We start from the raw sequence: 18,808 nt of genomic DNA, 5'->3' as shown, positions 1-18,808 counted from the left end.
ATTAGCGATCGTGCTACCAATGCTCGTAAGCCGGAACGCTTGTCTTAAAGTCCTCAGAATGAGGGGTTGGGAGGCAGAAGAACTCAGCAGTGAAGCGAAAAAACGTCATCAAATTGACATTAACTAAAGCAAACAGCCGTCCTCAAATATCTAGCAGATTTACAGAAGGCTCGTCCATGTCAAACAACGCTCAAGCTCCTAATTCTCAAAGCGACGAACTGATTTTTGCCCAAGCAGACGAAGAAATTTTGTTTGCCGAAGAAACGGAGACTAACCCGCTTGAGAAAAGCTGGAAAATTTTGATTGTGGATGATGAAGCTGAAGTCCATGAAGTCACAAAGCTAGTGCTCAGTGATGTGACCTTTGAGAATAAATCCCTCACGTTTATTAGCGCTTATTCGGCTCAAGAAGCCAAACAGTTGATGCGATCGCACCCCGATATCGCCATCATTTTTTTGGATGTAGTGATGGAAACTGAGAATGCTGGATTGCAGGTGGTGCAGTATGTCCGCGAAGAGTTGGGCAATCGACCGGTGCGAATTATTTTGCGAACGGGGCAACCTGGTCAGGCTCCCGAAACCTTTGTCGCCGTTAATTATGAAATTGATGATTACAAGCTCAAAACTGAATTAACGTCCAAAAAGCTGCTGATCACCGTAGTGACTGCCCTGAGAGCTTTCTCAACCCTGATGCAGATGTTAGAAATGGGCCAACGTCTCCAACTCGATCTCATCGAGTATCAGCGAGTCGAAGCGGCGCTGCGATCGAGTGAACTGCAAGAGCGCGAAAAAGTCGGACAACTTGAACGATCGCTACACCAACTACAGGCTAATCAGCAACCCCTTGCAAGTAGCTCGAAGAACTCGCCTCACCGAGAAAAAATCGAAACGCTGGGCCAACTGGTGACGGAAGTAACTCACGACATTTTGCACTACCCAAACACAGGGGCGCTATCTACAGTGTCGATGATTACTCAGATCGCCAGAATTGTGCTGCGGCTCACTGACGAACATTCTGCAAAACTGGGGCTTTCACAAACCAAGCTTTCGATTTTGATGTATCTCAGTGGTGAGCCTGACTTGTGCGCGAGTCCCTCGCTGTTAGCCAAACACTGTGGTGTGTCACGGGCGGCGATGACAGGGCTACTAGATGGATTGGAGCAAGAAGCCTATGTTGAACGAGATGATCACCCCTCCGATCGTCGGGCGCTCAGGGTCAGGCTGACTGCTAAAGGACAACAATTTTTAGACTGGATTGCGCCCCAAGATCACTACCAACTCTCCAAACTGCTCGACACCCTAGACCAGGCAGAGCGGCAAAAGTTTATCGAACTGGCACGAAAATTTCTGACCATCCTGGGCGAAGAATCGGCAAATCGGTAACTTTTTTATTGCTGAAACAGCCTCACACTGTTGATTTTATGGACGAATTATGCCAATAAGTCAAAAAATCTGTACTATCTGAAAATAGTTAAGAGATTAACTATTAACTGTAAAACCAGATACAAAATTCATCTGTCCCATTCTCTATGATGGCTTGCATGTCATCAAGAACCGATTAGAAATGAATGGATTGGTGACACCGAATTGATCGCATTGATTAACAAATTGATTAACAAAGCGCGATCGCCAGCATTGCTAGAGATCAAAAATTTGTGATTGCAGGGAGATTATCTAATTAGTCTTCTAAGTTTCAGATCACGGATTACTACTCTGAATGGAAATTGATTGGAGGTCAGAATGTCTTATCACGGCGATATTTCTTCAAGTGATGATGCAGTTGGAGTTGCAGTCGTTAACTATAAAATGCCGCGTCTGCACACCAAAGCAGAAGTCATCGAAAACTGTAAAAACATCGCTTCAATGATTGATGGGATGAAAGTGGGATTACCAGGAATGGATCTCGTGATCTTCCCAGAATATTCCACTCATGGGATCATGTATGACCCCAAAGAGATGATGGAAAATGCGGCCAGCATTCCTGGTGAAGAAACCGCAATTTTTGCAGAAGCCTGCATCAAAAACAAAGTCTGGGGAGTTTTCTCACTCACAGGCGAACGGCACGAAGATCACCCCAACAAAGTGCCCTACAACACGCTGATTTTGATGAATGATCAAGGCGAGATTGTTCAGAAGTACCGCAAGATCATGCCCTGGACACCGATCGAAGGCTGGTATCCTGGCAACTGCACCTATGTTTCAGACGGGCCCAAAGGCTTGAAGATCAGTCTGATCATTTGTGATGACGGCAACTATGCTGAGATCTGGCGTGATTGCGTGATGAAGGGTGCAGAGTTGATTATTCGCTGCCAGGGCTACATGTATCCCGCCAAGGAACAGCAAATCATGGTTTCCAAGGCGATGGCCTGGATGAACAATGTCTATGTGGCTGTGGCTAACGCTGCCGGATTTGATGGCGTTTATAGCTACTTTGGGCACTCAGCCGTGGTTGGATTTGATGGGCGGACTTTGGGCGAATGTGGCGAAGAAGAAAATGGCATTCAGTACGCTGCGCTGTCTAAGTTTGCCATTCGTGACTTCCGTAAGAATGCTCAGTCTCAAAACCACCTGTTCAAACTGTTGCACCGTGGCTACACCGGAATGCTTAACTCTGGGGATGGCTCTGAGGGTATGGCGGAATGTCCGTATGAGTTCTATCGCGAATGGATTTTAGATCCCAAGAAGGCCAAGGAGAAAGTAGAAGCCTTGACTCGTCCCACTGTGGGTACGGCAGAATGCCCGATCGAGGGTCTACCCACTCAAAAGGTTCCTACGGTGTCGATCGAGAAGCCTCAGACTGCGACCGTTCCCGTTTCAACCAGCGGCTAGTCTAATGTGAGATTTCTTCGTTTTCAGAAAAGGTTGGAGACGAAGAAATCTAGTATCTGCTCAACGAAACATTCTAGAACCTGAACAGGTACGAGATTGCACTTTAGATATGTTTAGACACCGTTAGAAGAACGCAAATAGTTCCATAATTCAAAGGCTCGTGAATCAGCAGGACAAATTCTTTAGAATGGGAGTTGCTCAAAATGTCTGACTACGAAATCTTTGAGTTAGGGAACTTCTCGCTTCAGCAAGGGGCAACGCTGAGAAACGCAAAGCTTGCCTACAAAACCTATGGCACTCTGAATGCTGACAAAAGCAATGTAATCGTCTACCCAACCTGGTACTCTGGTCAACACTACGATAATGAATGGCTGATCGGGGAAGGTATGGCGCTTGATCCTCAGACGTATTTCATCATCATTCCCAACATGATTGGCAACGGGCTATCTTCCTCGCCCAGCAACACGCCTCAGCCTTACAACAAAGCTCGATTTCCCAATGTCACCTTCTACGACAATGTTCGCGCTCAACATCAGCTAGTCACCAAACAATTTGGCATTGAGAAGATTGCGCTGGTTGTCGGCTGGTCGATGGGCGCAGGACAAACCTATCAGTGGGCTGTCAGCTATCCAGAGATGGTTGAACGAATTTTGCCCTTCTGCGGGTCTGCAAAGACGAGTTTGCACAATATTGTTTTTCTAGAAGGTGTCAAGGCTGCCCTACAAGCCGACGCTGCCTATCAGGGCGGTTGGTATGATGAGCCACCGACAACTGGACTTCGAGCCGTGGGACGAGTCTATGCAGGCTGGGGGCTATCTCAGGCGTTTTACCGCGAGAAGGTCTATCTGCAAGAAGGCTACTCGTCGCTAGAAGACTTTTTGGTGGAATTTTGGGAAGGATTTTTTCTCAAAAAAGATGCCAATAATCTACTGACCATGCTGTGGACTTGGCAAAACGGCAATATTGGCAATACTCCTGGCTTTGACGGTGACTTTGAGAAAGCACTCGGAGCGATTAAGGCAAAAGCGATCGTCATGCCTGCCGAGATGGATCTCTACTTCCCGCCCGAAGATAATGAGTATGAAGTAAAGTTTATGCCCAATGCCGAGTTCTGCGCCATTAAGTCAGTGTGGGGACACTTTGCAGGCGGCGGTGTAAATTTAGTGGATACTCAATTTATTGATAATGCGCTCAAAACGCTACTTGCCCGCTAGAACCTACGAGAGGTTGCAGAATTGCTCCCAGTAGATTAGCTCAAAAACGCCCAAATGCACATTGCGTAGAATTAGGCTTACTACATAACTTTTTGCAGCAATTTCTTACAAGTTTCTTACAGGTTTCTTATAAGTTAGTAATATGCTTTGTTCTAAACATTCCCGCCTTTAGTTAGTCGGTAAAAGCTCCAAAATCTGACTATCTTCTAAGGCTTCTAGATACTATTCAATTCTTAGCCTAACCGGGCAACTTTATCGCGCGACGGCCCCCCTACTGTGATAAAAGACAACCTGCCTGAAGTAGTGGAGACATCCAGTGAAACGCTGAACCTCATTGTGCGAGTGCAAAGTCAAACCCTTGAGTAGCCTTGCTGTTGCTTAGTAATTAATCGCTTAATCATTCACTCCATTAAAGTCAACTAATTTATAATGAACTGTATACTTGAGCACAAAACTCTAGTTCTTCTATCTCTAGAATCTTGAGAGATCAAGCAATTAGCGAATGCAGCACAGTAAGCATAAATCGTTCCTTAGCAAATGGCACTTTTAGGGTCAAAACTGGTATTGGATGGCAGAGTACGAGTTTTTAAAGGTTTTAACCGCTGACCCACACTCAGGTAAGTGTCACCCTTCCTCAGATTCAAAGTTTCACTGTGTATTTTGCGACGCATTTTGCGACTTGTTGATCCGTTTCAAGTTACTCTAATCATCAATCATTTGACTAGACATAAGGGCAAATTCGTGAGAGAGGTCGCCCATTTACCGTCTAGTAAATTTGGAGTTTTCTCATTACCGTAGACGCTTCTAAAATTGAGGAGAGGCTAATGCCTAAAACGCTGTTCAAAGTTGACCTGACCAAGCCGATGGATCAGCAAGATCTACCGGGACACAATCGCTGGCATCCAGACATTCCAGCCGTTGTTTCGGTCAATCCAGGCGATGTATTTCGGATTGAATGCAAAGACTGGACAGATGGACAAATCAAAGACAACGATAGTCCCGACGATGTTCGAGATGTTGATTTGACCGTGGTGCATGTGTTGAGTGGGCCAATTTGGGTCAACGGGGCTGAACCAGGAGATATTTTAGTGGTCGATCTCGTAGACATTGGCGCTCTGCAAGGAGATGAATGGGGCTTTACGGGCATCTTTGACCAGAAGAATGGCGGCGGCTTCTTAACCGATCATTTCCCGGCTCCCGCCAAGGCAATCTGGGACTTTCAAGGAATTTACACCACGTCTCGCCACATTCCTGGGGTTAAGTTTGCGGGGATTACTCACCCTGGGCTGATTGGCTGTGCCCCTTCTCATGAGCTACTCGCCAAGTGGAACAAGCGAGAAACCGAACTGATGACCAGCCAGCCCGATCGCCGCACCTATGGAGCCGGGATCAACCTGGATGGCGTTCCTGTTTTGGCAGCATTGCCCAACCCGACAAACGCGATTTTAGGCACCTTAGACAAGTCGGAGTACGATCGCGTCGCAGCCGAAGCGGCCCGTACCGTCCCTCCGCGAGAACATGGCGGCAACTGCGATATCAAAAACTTGTCGAGAGGCACGCGCATTTACTTCCCAGTGTATGTGGAAGGTGCAAAGCTATCAATGGGTGACATTCACTTTTCACAGGGAGATGGCGAGATCTCATTTTGTGGCGCGATCGAGATGTCTGGCTTTATTGATCTGCATGTAGACATCATCAAAGGCGGCATGGAAAAGTACGCGATGGTGAATCCGATCTTTAAGCCGGGCCCAGTTGAGCCAAACTACTCAGAGTACCTGGTGTTTGAAGGAATCTCAGTCGATGAGTTTTCGGGCAAACAGTACTTTATGGATGTGCATATTGCCTATCGTCGAGCTTGTTTGAATGCGATCGAGTATCTCAAAAAGTTTGGGTTTACCGGAGAGCAGGCTTATCTACTTCTAAGCTGTGCGCCTGTTGAAGGTCGAGTAAGCGGGATTGTAGATATTCCAAATGCTTGCTGTACTCTGGCGATTCCCACTGCGATCTTCGATCAAAACATTCTTCCGGTCTAATGAGTTGCTATCTGGCATTCACCAGTCTATTGTTTGAATGTGCTGACTTCTGAGTAACGAGCCTATGCCTCTCTATGAGTTTCGATGTGATGATTGTGGTCTGTTTGACGTGTGGCGATCGCTCGTCGAATCCAGCAATCCTGCCCCCTGTCCAGACTGTGACACGCCAGGGAAACGAATTTTTTCGCCCCCGGCCGTTCTCTCTGGAACCTTTCGACTAAAGCAGGAAAGCCGGGAGCCACAGTTAGTTAAGCGCGATCGAGAACCCAAAGCGCCCCAGGTTCAACATCATGCTGGCAGCCGCCCCTGGATGATTGGACACTGATTTTTCAGGGAGCATTTCGCAAAATCGCAAGGTTTCTTTTGGTGTGAGTTTTGTTAGACAAGGAGAATTTCAATTAATGAAGTCACGTACACCCCGGATTGTTTTAGGCGGAATTACCCGTCGTCGGTTTATTCAATATGGTTCTTTGGCGATCGGCAGTACGGTTGTTGCGGCTTGCTCTGGTGGTGGAGGAGGCGACACAGGGACAACCGCCAGTAGCCCAGCAGCAGGTACTTCCCCCTCTGGTGATGGCATCAAAGTCGGGGTGCTTTACTCCACAACGGGCACGATCGCGATCGTCGAAAAATCTTTGCAGGATGCGACCTTCTTAGCCGTTGAGCAAATTAATGAAGGCAAAGGGCCGTGGTCAGGCAAACAAGGCATCAATGGCAAAAAGATCGACATGGTAGTAGTCAACCCAGACTCTAACTGGGACTTGTACAACCAGATGGCCAAGCGGCTGATTGATGAAGATAAGGTTGCCTGTGTGTTGGGGTGCTATACCTCTGCCAGCCGCAAATCGGTGCTACCTGTGTTTGAGGAAAAAGACAAGCTGCTCTACTACCCGGTCTATTACGAAGGCAACGAGTGTAGTTCTAATGTCTTCTACACTGGAGCGGCTCCTAACCAACAGATCACGGACTCCATTCCGTTTTGCGCCAAGACGTTTGGCAAAAAAGGCTTCTTTATCGGCTCTGACTACATCTATCCCAAAGAAAGTAACCGGATCGCCAAAGCAGAGCTAGTCAAAGTGGGCGGCGAAGTCGTGGGTGATGAATATGCAGCCCTGGGCACGACTGAGTTCATTACAATCATCAACAAGATCAAGCAGGCGAAACCTAACTTCATTCTCAGCAACCTAGTAGGGGACAGTATCCCTGCTTTCTACAAGCAGCTAAAGGATGCTGGAATCACCTCCAAAGACATTCCCATCATGGCTTATCCCACGACTGAGGAAGAAATTCAGGCAATGGGGCCAGAGTTTGCGGAAGGTCACTACACCAGCTTTAACTACTTCCAAACGGTAGACACGCCCGAAAACAAGGCGTTTGTGGAACAGTTTAAGGAGAAGTTTGGCAAGGATCGGGTGACGAATGGAGTCATGGAAGCGGCTTACTTCCAAACTTTTTTTATGGCGCAAGCAATGGAGAAATGTGCCAAAGAAGGGAAAGAACTCACGACTTCTAACCTACGAGAAGCGACCCGTGGACAAGTCTTCAAAGCGCCCCAAGGGACTGTGAAAGTTGATCCTGACAACTACCATACGTTCCTCTACTCTCGGATTGGTAAGTGGAAGGCAGACGGACAGGCAGAGATCATCTTTGCAACGCAGGCCGCCGTGAAGCCGATTCCCTGGAGTCAGGCGCTTTATAGAGGTCGCACTTGTGTTCACAAAACACCGGATGAGCGCGGCAACCCGATCGTTGAAACCAACAAAGATCTGCCAGTCGAGCTTCTAAAAGTGTAGGCTGACCCGACTCTCCGATTTCGACTTGAAGTTGGGGAGTCTAAATTTTGATCGATTTGTATTCGAGGGGATATGAACACTCTGATATTAGACACGATGTCTGCGATCGCGGACGCAACACGCTATCTAGCACAGTCAACTCCCACAGATAAAGGGTTTGATGCGATCGCCTTTACCAACCAACTGCTCAACGGATTGGGGATCGTCGGGATTCTGTTACTGACGGGGTTGGGGCTGGCGATTACATTCGGTGTGATGCGGATTATCAATCTCGCTCATGGTGAATTCATTATGCTGGGCGCATACGCAACCTTTGTGCTTCAGAGTAACTTCAAGATGGATTTGCTGTTGACGATCCCATTCTCGTTTTTATTTACAGCACTGGTGGGGGCGATCGTAGAATTAACCATCATTCGCCGACTGTATGGGCGACCCCTCGAAACGCTGTTAGCCACCTGGGGCTTGAGTATTGTCCTTCAGGGCGTGGTCAAACTGATCTTTACGGCTCAGTTAAAGTACGTCAAAGCCCCTCCTTACATTCGCGGCAATTGGACACCCTTTGAAGTAGGCGGCCAGGCGATTCAGATTTCGGTCTATCGGCTGTTTATTGTCTTTATGGCGCTATTGTTGTTGGCGCTGACGGCTTACTTGCTCTATGGCACCTCACTGGGTCGAGAAGTCCGGGCTGTGACTCAAAACCGAGAAATGGCCAAGTGTCTGGGCGTAAATACCAGTTTGGTTGATATGGCCACTTTTGCTTATGGATGTGGGCTGGCGGGTGTTGCCGGAACGGTGATTTCTTCGCTCAAGAGTGTGGCTCCCCCAATGGGACAGGATTATCTCGTAGATGCCTGGATGACGGTGGTGACGGGAGGCGTAGATAAGTTAGTGGGCGTACTGGCGGGTGCGTTTTTGATTGGGCAATCGAATGCAGCGATCGCTTACTTGCTCAATGATCCCTCTGCCAGAGTCATTGTGTTAGCTGCTGTGATTGTGCTGATTCGCTATCGCCCAGAAGGTCTGTTTACGGTTCAGAAGCGGAGCTAATAGCAATGACAGAAGTAATTGGGCGAATTCGACAAGCTACAAATGTTCCAACTAAGTTGATTGTGACGAGTGGCGTTCTGCTGCTCATTTTGTGCATTTTCCCGCTTGTTGCGGGTGGCTTTCAAACGAACTTGATGGCGAAACTGCTATTGTTTGGTACGTTGGGGGTTTCGCTTGATCTGGTCTGGGGATTCACTGGAATTCTCAGCTTTGCTCATGGGGTGTTCTTTACCCTGGGCGGCTATGCGATGGCGTATTACCTCAAGCTCAATTTGTCAGCCGCCGCCAACACTTACGGGGGCACCCTGCCTGACTTTATGGTGTGGAATGGACTCAAGGAGCTGCCCTGGTTTATTGCACCGCTACAGTTCTTTCCGATCGCAGCGATCGCAATGGTGGCCGTCCCTGCGGGATTTGCCTACATCATTGGTTGGTTTATCTTTCGCTCTAAAGTCAGTGGGGTATACATCACGATTATTACCCTGGCGATTTCTTCGGCCCTGACGACGTTCTTTGTCAGCCAACAAGCCTACACCGGGGGAACGAACGGGATCACAGATGTCTCAAAGTTAAGCTTGTTTGGGATCGTCGTGCCGCCGCTGGGACTGTACTACATGATTCTATTTTTTGCCGCCTTTGTGATTGCTGGAAGCTGGTGGTTAACTCAATCGAACTTCGGTCTGATTCTGCGATCGATCAAAGAAAACGAGAAGCGGATTTCCTACTTAGGCTATGACGTTGCCAGCTTTAAGATCTTTATCTGGACGCTCTCAGCGGGGATCGCAGGCATCACAGGCGGATTGTTTGTGCCGCTCAACAAGTTCATTTCTCCGGTCTATCTGGCGGTTGCGTTTGGGACTCAGGTTGTAATTTGGGTGGCAGTGGGTGGACGTGGAACGCTGTTTGGGCCGGTGATTGCGGCCATTTTGCTGGGACAGTTACAAAACTCGGTCGATCGCATTACTCAAGATTGGCAGTTAATTGTCGGCATCATTCTCTTGCTGGTGGTGCTGTTTTTACCCGATGGTTTGATGAGTTTGCTTCCCAAAAAGTTTCGCTTTACCGAAGCTAACCGAATGACTAGTTTGATGGGTTCGCGTTCTACTGCGGGGTTTGTACGAGCCAGCTTATTCGATTGGTACACGCCATTGATGGGATTTGTGGATAAGCTTCGCGGACACAACAAACGGTAAGCGGTTTCTCACTCACATAGCAATTAAGGAATACACGCGATGCAAGCAGCCTCCTCGATTTCGAGTTCCACAACCCTGGATTCTGGCGAACCTGTTTTGGCGGTCAAAGATCTCAAAGTTGTGTTTTCAGGCTTCAAAGCGCTCAAAGGCATTGATTTGGAGGTCGGAGATCAAGAGATTGTCACGATTATCGGCCCCAACGGAGCCGGGAAGAGTACGCTACTGGATGCGATCGTGGGCAAGTCTCCCGTTGCGTCAGGTCACGTCTACTATCACGGGCGAGACATTACAAACTACAATCCCTATGACGTCGCTCGGATGGGAATTGGGCGTAAGTTTCAAAACCCCAATGTCTACAATGAGCTATCGGTGTTTGAGAATCTTCTTTTGGCGCTCAAAGGCTCACATGGCGTATTTGCGGCAATTCGATCGAAGCTGACCCGCGCTAAGAAAGAAAAGATTGAACAGGTGCTCGATCGCATCGGACTACTCGACAAAGGGTTTGCCAAAGTTTCTTCGCTCTCCCACGGGCAAAAACAATGGGTCGAGATTGGCATGGTCATGGCCCAAGATCCGACTGTTGTCCTACTTGACGAGCCTACGGCTGGCATGACCGCTGACGAAACTTATGCCACAGGCGAGATTATCAAGATTATTGCTCAAACTCATTCGGTTGTCGTGATCGAGCATGACATGGAGTTTGTCAAACAAATTGCTCAACGAATTGTTGTATTGCACCAGGGCGAAAAGTTAGCCGAAGGATCAGTTCAAGAAATTCAGTCAAACGCAAAAGTCATTGAGGTATATCTAGGTCGTGAACAAATCGACAATGCTGCTTGAACTCGCGGATGTCACCGTCTCCTATGACCAGACTCCCGTCTTATTTGGGGTCAATATGACCGTCGAACAAGGTGAAATTGCTTGCATTCTCGGTCGCAACGGAGTGGGCAAAACCACCTTACTGAGAAGTGTCATTGGGTTGAATAAAGTTCTGTCGGGGAGCATTGTTTTTGATGCAGACGAGATTACCAAAGTGTCCACCTTCAAACGGGCCCGCTATGGTATTTCATACATTCCCCAGGGGCGAGAAATTATCCCGTATCTGTCGGTGTTAGACAATCTCAAGCTAGGGATGTCTGCTGCCAAAAAGAAGCTTCGCAAAATTCCCGATGAGATCTTCGAGTTTTTTCCGATGCTCAAGCAGCATCTCAATCGTCAGGGGGGACTACTCAGCGGCGGACAACAACAACAACTGGCGATCGCGCGTGGTTTGATGAGCAATCCCAAAATTATGCTGTTAGACGAGCCGACCGAAGGCATTCAACCGTCGATCGTGCAAGAAATTGAGGAGACGCTCAAACGCATCAACCGCGAAAAAGGCATCACCGTCGTCGTCGTCGAACAAAAAATTGATTTCGCTCGGCAACTCGCTCAAAAGTTTTTCATTATGGAAAAGGGCGCGATCGTGGCTAAGGGCGAGACTTCTCAATTGACAGATGCGCTAGTTCACCAATATCTCACGGTTTAAGTCGTATGGTCTGCGGGGGCGCTCTTGTTGACGGCATTTGATGAAATACGCTCCTTGCTGACTTCCTCAAGGTGCAGAACCTCCGAAACGCTTATCTTCAAAGTCCCCCGGAATTGTAGAGTTGGGGGACAGAAGCGCCAAACAGCGCAGAGAACCCCCTTCATCAAACCGACTTTTAGGCTTCTTCGTCCCAATCGGGATATTGCTTGGGCGCGGCACCGTGACTTTCGAGAATCGCACTGTAGCCTTGTCGATCGTCACCCTCAACTTTTTCTAACTGCACATCAAACTCCCACCAGTCGCCAAAATCAAAGACATACAGCATTGACGTTCCCTCAGCGATCGGCAACTCGCCCACCCGCACGTCATCAGTCGAAGGAGACTCCTCGACATAGGGATGAGAAATTTTTACCGATCGACCCACCTGATTTTTGTATTGATACATATCCAAATGATCCTCATCAAAGCCCACCGATTCTAAAATCAAACTGCTTAGATCACTCAGCACTAAATCACTCGAAATCGCCAGCCTGCGCCAGATTTTGCCCAGAGATACCTTAAAGACAAACACGCCCGATCGCCTTTTGCGAGTGAGCCTTGCTAGATTGTTTTGCCATTCTGGAAAGTAAGGTTGCAGGACAGGTTGCAGTTCGCCAAAGGGCAGCGTTGGGTTGATTTCCGACTCCCACATCAGACCACTTTCGAGGTAGAAAGGCACAATGACCTGCATCAAAGCATTGCCGATCGCCGTCTTTTGAATGCGCTTAATTCGCCAACCTTTCCCGGTTTCCGGCTTGTCAGAGTCGATCTCCATCATGCCGAATAGCTTAAGCAGTGCCAGATTGTGATAGCCGGGATGATAATTTAATGTCTGCTGATCGGCATAGCGACTAAAGTGTTTCTCTTGAGAAATGAACCGCCAGTCTTGAACACATTGCGTTCCTTCATTGATGTAGCTTCGCTCATCTCCTAGCGTTTCTGAACTTGATCGAATTAACCAGGCTTCTAACAAAGTGAAATAGCGTTCTGTCAAATTTAGACTATTCCAGGACTGCAATAACTCAGGATCGATCACGAGAAAGTGTTTCTTACCACGACCGACTACTTGCCCTAATCCAGTCGTGCGTAATAGCAGATAGAGTGCATTGATCGGCGGATAAGATTTTTGTTGAGGACGCTGAAGATCAATTGCGATCGGATCACTCAGACGTTGATTGAGATCTGCTAAAGCTTTGACTGTTGAAATCAAATGATGTGTTCCACTGACAGGAATTCCATCGCCGATAAACTCTATGAAAGTTTGGAAGTCGCGCACGATCGTTCCCGGTGTTGTTTCGGTGATCGATTGTTGTTTGAGAAGTGCGATCGCTTCCTCGGACAAGGGCGGTAATTCAGAGGCAGTGGCTTCCCACATTGATGTTTGGAGTCCCCGATTAAAGGTATCGCCTGAAGATTCTAGGTTGGGGCGGTCAGAATCGTTGGGGCGACTCCTTGCAGGTTCAAACAGATCACCCTCTTGAGACAGCATGACACTCGCCATTGTATTCAGCAGATCATGTAGCTGTTGTTGTGTTGAAGTTGTATTCTCACCGGGGTTTAAGTTCTTCAGCACTTTACCAAACCCAGGCGGCGTGGTTGCTTCTCGAATCTTTTGGTTATGTTGTTCTTGAAACGCCTGCAATCCTTCCTGAGTCGTCATATCAAATCCTGACTCAATGCCTGACATAAAGATGGATTTTGCCATACCAAAGTTATTGGAGTCAGTCATTAATGCTTTAAACTCAGGCTGAATTTTTTTAAGAAAAGTAAGAATTTTAGTTGCATTCGCGTGCTTGTATTGTCGCTTGAGAAACTGCCAAAAAGCCGTCAATTCTGGAATTGCTGTATCTGCCTCATCGGGATTAAGCAATGTCACCTTAGCCGGAAATAACTCTGTGAGAATGACCTCGACATCGCTCTTTTTGAAGTGTGGCAATGTCACCGATCGATAGGAATACCCAAAGTAAAGCAGTTGATGAATCCAACCCCCAAAGGATTCCACGTCAGGATGAGCTTTGAGATACGCCTTGCCTTCTGGTGATTCAACCAGCTCCTCAACCAGTGTTGCAACGTAGTCATCAAGGCGATCGATCGCTTCATCAAAATCGGTAATAGCATCCAGTTGATAGAGATCTAAAGGCATGAGTGGTTCCTCACAATCGCGTTTTCTTTAGGGTACAAATCTGTATGGTACAAAATTGTATGACGAGCGATCGTTTTAGAGGTTAAGAGATGTGAATTGTTTGGTGGAAGCGATCGTACGATGCAAGCTAGACATTAAGAATCGAGAATTAAATAACATCGATATTTGTGATATTTAGACAACGATTTTAGGCGTTGCTGAATCAGGGGATGAATTGCCCCAAAGCGGCGGGAAACCCAAGGTTCAAAGTCCCCCAAAATTGGGGGATTTAGGGGGCGAAAAGCTGGACACTTCTCACAGATTCATCCCTCCGATCAGCAGCGCCCGATTTTATTTAATTCACAATTCTAAACCGATCGGCATTCGATCCAGTCGCTCAACAACGCCCTGCAATATTTACTTGACGTGAGTCAAAATTCCAGATATTCTCTCAAATCAAGGACATCTTTTCGTCACAGGAAAGTTGTCTGGCTGCCCAAAAAACCTAGTCTGTCGCCGCCCCAAGTTGTTAAGAGCAACGAAGGGCAGCTAACCCGCAAGACTGTGCGTACCAGTCAAGAGGGCTAATGGAGAATTTTATCACTCCTTTGGCCGCTCCGACTTGCTCTGCTCTCTGGGGCGGCTAGTTTTTTGGGTTTCTTCGGAGACCTAAATTTTGGAGTATCTATCATGGCAGAGCGTCTTTTAAACGCTGGCTTTTGGCTGTGCGATTTTGCCTACGCATTCCTAGAATTGATTCAACGCCGATTCCTTCCCGATTCCATTCCCCGTTTCACCATTACTTCGCTTCGTGTTCCACTTCAGGATCTCTTACCTGATGTCGCGATTCCTCACGCTGATGATTTTGAAGTGTTGCGCGTGTTGATCATCGGTTCCTCTGACGGTGTAACTGAGACGATCCAAAACCTGCACGTTCGACGATTTGCGAATGCCACAGACTGGAGTCCTCTACTCCCTGCACCCTCGTTTGGCGAAGTGATGAGCATTCTCACTCGACAGCGACGGAAGATGAGGGATGAGGGATGAGGGATGAGGGATGAGGGATGAGGGATGAGGGATGGTCTAATGTCCTCGGCTGATCACTCGCTAAACTAAAACAACTGCACAAATAATCTTCATGAATTGGTTAAAACGCTGGGGTTGGCTGGGGTTGGCGATCGCCCTCATTCTGTCTTCGTGGTGGGGCATTGTTGAGGCGCGATCGGGGTTAGTCGTTCGTTCTTTAGAGCGGGATGGCGTTCCTCTAATCTATATGGCACCCAAACAAGCGACACAAGCGCCAGGAGTCTTGATTGCTCATGGGTTTGCGGGGTCAAAACAACTGATGTTGAGCTATGGGCATGTACTCGCTCATGCAGGCTACGCCACAATGCTGTGGGATTTTGATGGACATGGAGCCAACCCCGCCCCCCTCACCAGATTTGACCTCTCCCAAAACCTGAAAACTGCCCTCAATGTGCTGATTGAACAGCCTGAAGTGAATCGCGATCGCCTGGCGCTACTCGGTCACTCAATGGGCAGTGCAGTTGTCATTCAAGCAGGCGTTGAGGATGTGAATCGGTTTGCGGCGACGATCGCCATTTCTCCTGCCGCTCAGAATGTCAGCCCCAACGCGCCCAAAAATCTGCAACTGCAAATTGGAGCCTGGGAAGGTCGATTAGCTCCCTACACCCAAAAATTGCTGACAGCAGCCGGAGGCGAAAACGCTCAATTTACCGCAGGCAAAGCACGAGAACTGATCACTATTCCCAATGTCGAACACATCACCATTTTGTTTAACGCCGTCAGCCATCAGGCGGCCTTACGCTGGTTAGATGCGACCTTTGGGCAACAGATTGAGAGTAGCTATGTCGATCGCCGCATGATCTGGTACGCGCTCCATCTAACCGGATGGCTGATTGTTTTGGGACTGCTTGCCTCTAAATTTGCGTCAGAAACGGTCAATCTCAAGCTGTCTCCGTGGCAAACCTGGGGCGGTTTAGCTACATCGTCTGGCGTGGCATCGTTAGGATTGAAGCTTTTAGATCCCGTCGTCTCTTTAGAAAGTTTGGGCGGTGTTCAGGTGGGGGGTGCCGTTGGCGTTTGGTTTTTGATTGCCGGATTGGTGTGGTTAGCGATTCTATTTCGGTGGCCGCGTTTGAGCGGACGGTCACTAGGTCTGGGTTTTGCGCTGTTTGGGCTACTTTGGGTGGCGTTTGGGGCGATGGCTCAAGTGGTTTGGCTGCAATGGTGGCTCATTCCGACTCGGTTGGCGGTTTGGTTGCCGATCGCGTTGGCCTGTTTTCCCTGGTTTTTGGCATCGGGAATGGCTCAATCTCAGAGAAGCGCGATCGGACGAGTTGGCTGGTGGTTGACCGAAAGTTTGGTTCTGGTGGCAGGATTCACGCTAGCGATCGTATTTCTGCCAAAGCTAGGATTCATATTTCTTCTACTGCCATTATTTCCCGTATTCTTCGGATTATTTTCCTTCGTAATCGGACGACTAAATGACGTGTGGATCTATGCGATCGGCACAGCGTTGTTTTTTGCGTGGCTGTTGGCGGCTGGCTTTCCCCTCTCTGCCTGATGATAGAACGCGCCTCATTGAGAAACCCTTACGATAGGTCAGTTCTGTCTAGAAGATCATGGCTGCATCTCGTTCAAATTATCCTGCCTGGATTGGCGTTGCCCTTTCGTTTTATGCGTTTATCGCGATCGGCATTGCAGAAGGTGGCTTAGGCGTTTTGTTGCCCTCGATTCTCACGACTTATCAGCTAACTCCCGCAACCGTAACGCTGCTTTTTATCAGTCAGATGTCAGGTTACATAACCGCCGCCTTGACCAGCAGTTTACTGACTAGTCGATTGGGATTGGCGAAAATGATTTGGATGGCCGCGATCGCGCTCACCAGTGCCCTCAGCCTTTACGCTTTTACGACTCATTGGCCCATCATGGTCACAGTCGGACTGCTTCTCGGACTGGGAATCGGACTGATCGACGCAGGTATCAACACCTATATCGCCAGCGATCAGCGCAACGCTAACTTAATGGGAATGCTCCACGCTTTTTATGGCATTGGGGCGCTGTTGGGGCCTACGATCGCGACGACTCTTCTAGCATTGGGGTTGCAGTGGCGACAGATTTATTTAGTGATTGCATCTCTAGTTAGTTTGTTAATCATTGGCATGAGTTGGGCAGTGTTACACCAGTATCAACCGATGATGACTTCTTCTGTTGCTGCCAGCAATTCTAAAACTAGTCTACGTCGTGCGCTAAGAATGCCGATCGTGCTACTCTCTGCTCTGATGCTGCTGATTTACACGGGGGTAGAGGCTTCGATCGGCAGTTGGGCTTACACCGTTCAACACGTCAGCCGAGACATTCCCACCTGGGTCGCAGGCTATAGCGTCAGTGGCTATTGGTTTGGTCTGACAATGGGACGATTAGCAATGGGACAGATGGTGAGATATTGGGGGGCAATTCGCACGATCGACGTTTCGCTCACCTCACTGATCATTGGTTTAGTGACCTGGTGGCAATTTCCCGATCAGGGGTGGAGTTTGCCTTTAAGTGGATTTGCGCTGGCTGCTATTTTCCCGACGATTATTTGGCTGATGCCGCAGCGAGTTCCCGCGTCGATCGTTCCCGCAGCGATCGGGTTTTTGGCAAGTATTGCGTCGCTTGGGGCAGCGGCCATTCCTAGTGCGGTGGGTTGGGTCGCCGATCGTGCAGGCTTAGAAGCCATTCCCGTCTCGCTGTTGCCTCTGGCTGTGTTGATGGTGGTAATACATCGTGGGTCAGCACGAGGTGGTGAGAAAGACAGACGTGAAGCCTAAATTCTCTCAGCTTGGCGATTCAAATCGCGGCTATCAAAACAAAGTATGCCTCTGCACACTAAGAAGCGATCGTACCAACTAGTCCACGGAGGTGGACTTCGCTCTAGTAGCCGCGATTTGAATCGCCAGTTTACGAATTTTCTCAGTGTTACCATGAGGGGCGATCGACTCCTACAATCATGCGAACTTTTCTCTCTGGCACTACGCCTCCCCCCGATTCTCAACCTGCTTACTGGTTTGCGTTTGTAGGCAACAAATTGCTGGTGCATCTCACAGAAACGGCAAGTGAAATTCCCAAGCTGACGGATCTGACCGAAATCGGACTCAAACCCATTCGCACCCAGTTTTTAGGAACCCTAGACGGCTTTCCCTGCTACTCTGCGGAACTCGACAAAGCGGCCATTGCTCCCCCCGATCTAACCTTTCAAGGACTGCGCGAACTCTACGAAATGGTGGACGAAGATTTGTTCTCGCTGGCAGGTCGAGCCGTGCAGATTATGGAATGGGATCGGACTCATCAATATTGTGGGCACTGTGCGACTCCGATGATTCAGATTGAGTGCGATCGGGCAAAACGTTGTCCTGCTTGTGGATTGGTCAATTATCCGCGCCTATCTCCTGCGATTATTGTGTTGATTTCTCGTGGTCAAGAAGTGCTGCTGGCTCGTGCGCCTCGATTTCGCAAGTCCATGTACAGCGTGTTGGCAGGCTTTGTCGAACCGGGTGAATCACTCGAAGAAACCGTCGTGCGTGAAGTTCGCGAAGAAGTCGGAATCGAAATCAAAGACATTCGCTACTTTGGTTCGCAGCCGTGGGCTTTTCCCAACTCCTTGATGATCGGATTCACAGCAACGTACGCCAGTGGTGAAATTGTCATCGACCCCAAAGAAATCGCCGAAGCCGCCTGGTTTCACAAACACAACTTGCCAGAAATTCCTTCTAAAATCAGCATTGCGCATAAGCTCATTGACTATTGGCGGAGTGAGGAGTGATACCAAATCAATTTGTTAATGCTACAGATCCTTCGCCCCCTAAATCCCCCAAAATTGGGGGACTTTGAACCTTGGGTTTCGCTCCGCTTTGGGGCAATTCATCCCCTGATTCAGCAACGCCCAAAATCTTTTCATCCCTCATCCCTCATCCCTCATCCCTCATCCCTCATCCCTCATCCCTCA

15 protein-coding genes are annotated in these 18,808 nt (G+C 48.5%); 14 read left to right on the top strand and 1 reads right to left on the bottom strand.

Annotation, left to right across the window (positions count from 1 at the left end; genetic code table 11):
• Nucleotides 1-176: 176 nt before the first annotated feature.
• The 10 genes from ACKFKF_RS02095 to urtE all read left to right on the top strand — a co-directional run bounded on the left by ACKFKF_RS02095 (nucleotide 177) and on the right by urtE (nucleotide 11,636).
• Nucleotides 177-1,382 carry a MarR family transcriptional regulator gene (locus tag ACKFKF_RS02095; protein WP_446866157.1) on the top strand — a complete coding sequence of 402 codons (1,206 nt, stop codon included), beginning with the start codon at nucleotides 177-179 and terminating at the stop codon, nucleotides 1,380-1,382.
• Between the two features lie 357 nt (nucleotides 1,383-1,739).
• Entirely contained in the window at nucleotides 1,740-2,828 is a 1,089-nt protein-coding gene (locus tag ACKFKF_RS02090) for an aliphatic amidase (protein WP_446866156.1), read from the top strand.
• Between the two features lie 203 nt (nucleotides 2,829-3,031).
• Nucleotides 3,032-4,042, top strand: a complete 1,011-nt coding sequence (locus ACKFKF_RS02085; protein ID WP_446866155.1) for an alpha/beta fold hydrolase — start codon at nucleotides 3,032-3,034, stop codon at nucleotides 4,040-4,042.
• Between the two features lie 824 nt (nucleotides 4,043-4,866).
• The gene (gene fmdA / locus ACKFKF_RS02080) at nucleotides 4,867-6,075 is read left to right on the top strand and encodes a formamidase (protein WP_446858452.1); all 1,209 of its coding nucleotides are present in this window, start codon (nucleotides 4,867-4,869) and stop codon (nucleotides 6,073-6,075) included.
• Between the two features lie 64 nt (nucleotides 6,076-6,139).
• A complete protein-coding gene (locus tag ACKFKF_RS02075; protein WP_446866154.1) occupies nucleotides 6,140-6,400 on the top strand; it encodes an FmdB family zinc ribbon protein in 261 nt (86 codons plus the stop codon).
• Nucleotides 6,401-6,476: 76 nt separating this feature from the next.
• Nucleotides 6,477-7,868 carry an ABC transporter substrate-binding protein gene (locus tag ACKFKF_RS02070; protein ID WP_446866153.1) on the top strand — a complete coding sequence of 464 codons (1,392 nt, stop codon included), beginning with the start codon at nucleotides 6,477-6,479 and terminating at the stop codon, nucleotides 7,866-7,868.
• Nucleotides 7,869-7,940: 72 nt separating this feature from the next.
• A complete protein-coding gene (gene urtB, locus ACKFKF_RS02065) occupies nucleotides 7,941-8,915 on the top strand; it encodes an urea ABC transporter permease subunit UrtB (RefSeq protein ID WP_446866151.1) in 975 nt (324 codons plus the stop codon).
• Nucleotides 8,916-8,920: 5 nt separating this feature from the next.
• Nucleotides 8,921-10,108 carry an urea ABC transporter permease subunit UrtC gene (gene urtC / locus ACKFKF_RS02060; RefSeq protein WP_446866150.1) on the top strand — a complete coding sequence of 396 codons (1,188 nt, stop codon included), beginning with the start codon at nucleotides 8,921-8,923 and terminating at the stop codon, nucleotides 10,106-10,108.
• A 39-nt stretch (nucleotides 10,109-10,147) separates the two neighbouring features.
• A complete protein-coding gene (gene urtD / locus ACKFKF_RS02055) occupies nucleotides 10,148-10,948 on the top strand; it encodes an urea ABC transporter ATP-binding protein UrtD (protein WP_446866149.1) in 801 nt (266 codons plus the stop codon).
• A complete protein-coding gene (urtE, locus tag ACKFKF_RS02050; protein WP_446866148.1) occupies nucleotides 10,938-11,636 on the top strand; it encodes an urea ABC transporter ATP-binding subunit UrtE in 699 nt (232 codons plus the stop codon). The genes urtD and urtE overlap by 11 nt, the downstream gene beginning before the upstream one ends.
• A 175-nt stretch (nucleotides 11,637-11,811) precedes the next feature.
• On the opposite strand, the gene ACKFKF_RS02045 is transcribed toward urtE, so the two are convergent.
• Nucleotides 11,812-13,818, bottom strand: coding sequence for an IS1096 element passenger TnpR family protein (locus tag ACKFKF_RS02045; RefSeq protein ID WP_446866147.1), 2,007 nt, complete (start codon nucleotides 13,816-13,818; stop codon nucleotides 11,812-11,814).
• 669 nt (nucleotides 13,819-14,487) lie between these two features.
• Here ACKFKF_RS02045 and ACKFKF_RS02040 point away from each other — a divergent pair.
• From ACKFKF_RS02040 to nudC, 4 genes are all read left to right on the top strand, one after another.
• Nucleotides 14,488-14,844, top strand: coding sequence for a hypothetical protein (locus ACKFKF_RS02040; RefSeq protein ID WP_446866146.1), 357 nt, complete (start codon nucleotides 14,488-14,490; stop codon nucleotides 14,842-14,844).
• A 91-nt stretch (nucleotides 14,845-14,935) separates the two neighbouring features.
• A complete protein-coding gene (locus ACKFKF_RS02035) occupies nucleotides 14,936-16,384 on the top strand; it encodes an alpha/beta fold hydrolase (protein WP_446866144.1) in 1,449 nt (482 codons plus the stop codon).
• A gap of 58 nt (nucleotides 16,385-16,442) precedes the next feature.
• The gene (locus ACKFKF_RS02030) at nucleotides 16,443-17,633 is read left to right on the top strand and encodes an MFS transporter (RefSeq protein ID WP_446866143.1); all 1,191 of its coding nucleotides are present in this window, start codon (nucleotides 16,443-16,445) and stop codon (nucleotides 17,631-17,633) included.
• Between the two features lie 179 nt (nucleotides 17,634-17,812).
• Nucleotides 17,813-18,625 (top strand): NAD(+) diphosphatase, encoded by an 813-nt coding sequence (gene nudC, locus ACKFKF_RS02025; RefSeq protein ID WP_446866141.1) that lies wholly within the window; start codon nucleotides 17,813-17,815, stop codon nucleotides 18,623-18,625.
• Nucleotides 18,626-18,808 lie beyond the last annotated feature (183 nt).

Source organism: Phormidesmis sp. 146-12, assembly GCF_052939495.1.
Note: the sequence above shows the minus strand (reverse complement) of the source record. Positions and strands in the feature narration are given on the sequence as shown.

Bases quoted from the DNA above. Each gene is read 5' to 3' on its own strand.
- ACKFKF_RS02095 (WP_446866157.1), top strand. From the start codon at position 177: ATGTCAAACAACGCTCAAGCTCCTAATTCTCAAAGCGACGAACTGATT.
- ACKFKF_RS02090 (WP_446866156.1), top strand. From the start codon at position 1,740: ATGTCTTATCACGGCGATATTTCTTCAAGTGATGATGCAGTTGGAGTT.
- ACKFKF_RS02085 (WP_446866155.1), top strand. From the start codon at position 3,032: ATGTCTGACTACGAAATCTTTGAGTTAGGGAACTTCTCGCTTCAGCAA.
- fmdA (WP_446858452.1), top strand. From the start codon at position 4,867: ATGCCTAAAACGCTGTTCAAAGTTGACCTGACCAAGCCGATGGATCAG.
- ACKFKF_RS02075 (WP_446866154.1), top strand. From the start codon at position 6,140: ATGCCTCTCTATGAGTTTCGATGTGATGATTGTGGTCTGTTTGACGTG.
- ACKFKF_RS02070 (WP_446866153.1), top strand. From the start codon at position 6,477: ATGAAGTCACGTACACCCCGGATTGTTTTAGGCGGAATTACCCGTCGT.
- urtB (WP_446866151.1), top strand. From the start codon at position 7,941: ATGAACACTCTGATATTAGACACGATGTCTGCGATCGCGGACGCAACA.
- urtC (WP_446866150.1), top strand. From the start codon at position 8,921: ATGACAGAAGTAATTGGGCGAATTCGACAAGCTACAAATGTTCCAACT.
- urtD (WP_446866149.1), top strand. From the start codon at position 10,148: ATGCAAGCAGCCTCCTCGATTTCGAGTTCCACAACCCTGGATTCTGGC.
- urtE (WP_446866148.1), top strand. From the start codon at position 10,938: ATGCTGCTTGAACTCGCGGATGTCACCGTCTCCTATGACCAGACTCCC.
- ACKFKF_RS02045 (WP_446866147.1), bottom strand. From the start codon at position 13,818: ATGCCTTTAGATCTCTATCAACTGGATGCTATTACCGATTTTGATGAA.
- ACKFKF_RS02040 (WP_446866146.1), top strand. From the start codon at position 14,488: ATGGCAGAGCGTCTTTTAAACGCTGGCTTTTGGCTGTGCGATTTTGCC.
- ACKFKF_RS02035 (WP_446866144.1), top strand. From the start codon at position 14,936: ATGAATTGGTTAAAACGCTGGGGTTGGCTGGGGTTGGCGATCGCCCTC.
- ACKFKF_RS02030 (WP_446866143.1), top strand. From the start codon at position 16,443: ATGGCTGCATCTCGTTCAAATTATCCTGCCTGGATTGGCGTTGCCCTT.
- nudC (WP_446866141.1), top strand. From the start codon at position 17,813: ATGCGAACTTTTCTCTCTGGCACTACGCCTCCCCCCGATTCTCAACCT.